Genomic DNA, 4,498 nt, shown 5'->3' on the forward strand with positions numbered 1-4,498 from the left:
CGTTTCAGAGGCGGCAGATGAGCAGTTCGCGCTCGTAGATCATCTCCGGAGGGAGGTGGTCGTGGACGAGCAGGAACAACTCTTCGTGGTCCATCACCTCATGCCTCCACTGGGTGCGGTCGACGGTTTGCAGCTCTTCGAAGGTCTTGCGGGGGAAGTCGAGGCCCTTCCAGTTGATGTCTTCATAGTGGGGCGTCCAACCGATGGGGGTCTCCTTGCCCAGGGCGCGGCCGTGGGCGCGGTCGACGATCCATTTAAGGACGCGCATGTTTTCGCTGAAGCCGGGCCAGAGGAATTTACCGTCGGCGTCCTTGCGGAACCAGTTGACGTGGAAGATGCGCGGGGTGGCGGAGAGATTGCGCTGCATCCGCAGCCAGTGACGGAAGTAGTCGCCCATGTGGTAGCCGCAGAAGGGAAGCATGGCCATGGGATCGCGGCGGACTTTTCCGAGGGCTCCCGCGGCGGCGGCGGTGGTCTCGCTGCCCATGGTGGCTCCTATATAGATGCCGGAGGACCAGTTGAAGGCCTGGTAGACGAGCGGCATGGTGTTGGCGCGACGGCCGCCGAAGATGAAGGCAGAGATGGGAACGCCGTCGGGGGCCTCCCATGCCGGGTCGATGGTGGGGCACTGGCTGGCGGGAGCGGTGAAGCGTCCGTTGGGATGGGCGGCGGGGCGTCCGGTCTTTTTGCCGATGGCGGGGGTCCACTTGTTGCCCTGCCAGTCGAGGCACTCGGTGGGGGGAGTGTCGGTCATGCCCTCCCACCAGACGCCGCCGTCGGGGGTGAGGGCGACGTTGGTGAAGATGGTGTTTCGGGCTAGCGTCGCCATGGCGTTGGGGTTGGTCCTGGCGCTGGTGCCGGGAGCTACGCCGAAGAAGCCTGCCTCCGGGTTGATGGCGCGAAGTTGACCATTTGCATCGGGCTTGATCCAGGCTATGTCGTCGCCGACGGTCCAGACCTTCCAGCCATCGAAGCCTGCGGGCGGGATCATCATAGCGAAATTGGTCTTGCCACAGGCCGAGGGGAAGGCTGCGGCTACGTAGGTCTTTTCGGTCTTACCCTTCTTGTCGGGTGGGGATTCGACGCCGAGGATTAACATGTGCTCGGCCATCCAGCCCTCGTCGCGGGCGATGTTAGAGGCGATGCGCAGGGCGAAGCATTTCTTGCCGAGCAGGGCGTTGCCGCCGTAGCCCGAGCCGTAGCTCCAGATCTCGCGGGTCTCGGGGAAGTGGACGATGTACTTGGTGTCGTTGCAGGGCCAGGGGACGTCTTTTTCTCCTGGCGCGAGCGGTGCGCCGATGGAGTGCAGGCAGGGCACGACGCGCTTGATGTCCTTGTCGATCTCGGCGAAGACGGGCGCGCCGATGCGGGCCATGATGCGCATATTGACGACGGCGTAGGCGGAGTCGGTGAGCTGGACGCCGATCTGCGACATGGGCGAACCGACCGGGCCCATGCTGAAGGGCATGACGTACATGGTCCGTCCCTTCATGCTGCCGCGAAAGAGCTGCTTGAGCTTGCGGCGCATGGTGAAGGGGTCTTCCCAGTTGTTGGTGGGCCCGGCGTTGTCTTTGGAGAGCGAGCAGATGAAGGTGCGGTCTTCGACGCGGGCGACGTCGTTGGGTGCCGAGCGGGCGTAGAAGCAGCCTGGCCAGAGCTTTTCGTTAAGGGGAAAGAAGGTTCCGGCTTCGACGAGGACGTCGCAGAGATGGTCGTACTCTTTTTGGGAGCCGTCGATCCAGTGGATATGATCGGGCTGGGTCAGCTCCGCCATCTTTTCGACCCAGCGGATGAGGTGCTTGTTGGTGGTGGGTGGAGTGGCGGTGGAAGGGACCGATTTCATAGAGTTATTCCTCATTCAGAAGTTTTGCATTCGTAATTTTTGGGGGCGTAAGGGAAGGTTTTGTCTGATGATGCGGATGGATCAATGGTCGAGGTATTTCGGCGTATAACAGAATTCCTCGATTCGCTCTTTGGCTGCAGCATATGGCTCGCTTAGATATCCATACTTTTAAATACTCGTGCAATAGAATCAACGTGAAGCGCACATGAAAAGCTATTCAGGCAAAAGCCGCAAGCCGAGATGATGGATATAGCTTTAGCGGAGATCGTAGAATTTTCTTAACTTTTCATGATCTTTTAATGACTCATTCACCGTGAATTGAAAAATGGGCCGAGCACAAAAACCTGCTGTCGCGCGCTTCGGGTAGCTGTGCATATTGCTGGGCTTGAAAGCCGTGAAATAGCTTGTCTGATGATTTCTTCAGGAAATAGCATGGATGGAATCGTGCCTTGGCCGCTGCCGATCTGCAACGTTGTTGCCTTTAGGAATTCTTAGATGGTTGAATCGTCTTCTCTTCAGGACCATCATCTGCCACGCGCAGATATCCCCCTGGGACTCGTTCAGTAGCCATCTGCGCATCTTTGATCCGAGAAGGCGACGGCAGCAACAATGGTAGCTCCATTTGCATCGTCGTCCCTCGACCGTCGTTGCTCTTTACCGAGATCACAGCATCATGGGCACTGCAGATCGATTTCACGATCGCAAGTCCGAGGCCGGCTCCTCCTGATTCGCGAGAGCGTCCCTTGTCCGCTCTGTAAAAGCGGTCGAAGATGAACGGCACAGCTTCTTCCGGAATGCCAATGCCACTGTCTGAAACACTAACTACGGCTCGTTCTCCCTCTGTCACGGCACTAACGGTAACAGCGCCACCAAAGGCGGTGTATTTGATGGCATTATCCAGAAGATTCACCATCACCTGCTTCAGGCGCATCGGATCACCAGTTACATAGACCGGCAAACCAGATTTGCAGACGAGAGAGATGCTTTTCTCTTCCGCAAGCAGGTGCATGTGCTCCACGGTTGTAGATGCCATCGCCATGAGATCTACGGGAATCATTTGGATGCGCTCTCCGCCGCAGTCCAGTCGCGTGATCGTCATAAGGCTCTCAACAATGCGTGACATCCGATCTGTCTCCTCCAGCGCACTGCCGATACCATCTTTTGCCACCGCGGAGAGATCGGATCTCTGCGTCAATTCCTCAAGCTGCCCATGGATAATGGTCAGGGGCGTTCGCAGTTCGTGGGACGCATCCGCCGAGAACCGATGATTATGAGCGAGCGTATCTTCTAGCCGCTCAATCATCTTATTCAGTGAAAGGGAGAGACGCTCCAACTCGTCCCCGCTTGGAATCACCGCCAGCCTTTCGCCCATATCCTTTCGCCCTATCCGCTCAGCCTGATCGGTCAGCACCACGACGGGCAACAGCAAACGCGACATCAAAGCGTGGCCGCCAACGGATGCAATGATCAGGATGACAGGTATAGTCAATAGCAAAATCACGAAAAGGCTGCGCAGCACATGTCGGATTGAATCGATGGTCGTTCCGCTCTCCACAAGAATCTGAGGTCTACCTGATTCTTGGTAGGCAAGGGTATAGATCATCAGACGCTGTCCACTGGCCGCCGTCTCGCGGTGGATTGCATTCACCCAGGCGGGCTTTGATGGCATCGGGAGTTTGGACGTGCTTACATAGGGGTCACGCATATTACCTGATTCGAAAAGTACCTTGCTCCCCTGCGAGATGCGTATGAATTGATGTCCGAGACCGGGAGGATAGGCCTCAGTGAGCTCTCCGAGAAACCATCCATCGCCCTTAGTATTTCTTTGCGCAAGATAGTCGGTGGCGATGTTTCGGGCATCATTAGCTAGTGTTTGCTCCAGGGATCTCGTCAAGAAGGTTCTGACACCGAGGTAAACAGCGATACTAAAGACCACCAGGGCAAGCGCCAGAAATCCCACAAAAAAACTCGTGATACGGTACCGAAGCGATCTCCGGTTCATGGCTCAATTCCTGCTGCCCGGATCACATAGCCTGTACCCCTCACCGTGTGGATCATTTTAGGTTTGTAGCCATCATCCACTTTACTCCGCAGGTGGCGCACATAGACATCCACTATATTGGTGATGCCATCGAAGCTCTGGTCCCAGACATGTTCGATGATCATGTTGCGAGATAGTACTCGTTCTGCATTTTGCATTAAGTATTCCAGCAGAGAGTATTCCTTCGCGGTAAGATCCACTCGCCGCCCCGCTCGCTTCACTTGTTGCGTTAGACGATCTAATTCGAGATCGCCGATGCGCAGAGTGCTGGATCGGTTGACCGGACCGCGGCGCAGCAGTGCTTTGACTCGGACCAGCAACTCCGCGAAAGCGAAGGGCTTTGTCAGATAGTCGTCAACGCCAAGTTCGAAGAGATGCACCTTGTCGTCGATCGAATCGCGGGCAGTAAGTGCCAGCACGGGAATAAAAGTATTCGTGCGACGAATTCGTTGAAGTACTTCGGGGCCTGTAAGCCCTGGCAGCATGAGATCGAGAATAATGAGGTCATACGAATATGCTTCGGCGAACTCAAGTCCCTCTCGACCGTCCGCTACGGCATCTACTGCGTAGCGCTCTGCTACTAGACCGCGCTTCACCAAGTCTGAAACTTTTGG

At 56.4% G+C, this 4,498-nt stretch carries 3 protein-coding genes; all 3 read right to left on the reverse strand.

What is annotated here, in order from left to right:
* Positions 1 to 4 precede the first annotated feature (4 nt).
* On the reverse strand, positions 5 to 1,843 hold the full coding sequence (locus VMU57_RS08760) for a phosphoenolpyruvate carboxykinase (GTP) (protein ID WP_325382509.1): 1,839 nt from the start codon (positions 1,841 to 1,843) through the stop codon (positions 5 to 7).
* A 481-nt stretch (positions 1,844 to 2,324) separates the two neighbouring features.
* Positions 2,325 to 3,845 (reverse strand): HAMP domain-containing sensor histidine kinase, encoded by a 1,521-nt coding sequence (locus VMU57_RS08765; protein WP_325382511.1) that lies wholly within the window; start codon positions 3,843 to 3,845, stop codon positions 2,325 to 2,327.
* Positions 3,842 to 4,498 (reverse strand): winged helix-turn-helix domain-containing protein (locus VMU57_RS08770; protein WP_325382513.1); only part of this gene is annotated, 657 nt, incomplete at its 5' end. The genes VMU57_RS08765 and VMU57_RS08770, both read right to left, overlap by 4 nt.

It is taken from the genome of Edaphobacter sp. (assembly GCF_035532915.1).
Taxonomy (GTDB): domain Bacteria; phylum Acidobacteriota; class Terriglobia; order Terriglobales; family Acidobacteriaceae; genus Edaphobacter.

Excerpts from the sequence above, each read along its gene's own strand:
- VMU57_RS08760 (WP_325382509.1), bottom strand. The coding sequence starts at position 1,843 with ATGAAATCGGTCCCTTCCACCGCCACTCCACCCACCACCAACAAGCAC.
- VMU57_RS08765 (WP_325382511.1), bottom strand. The coding sequence starts at position 3,845 with ATGAACCGGAGATCGCTTCGGTACCGTATCACGAGTTTTTTTGTGGGA.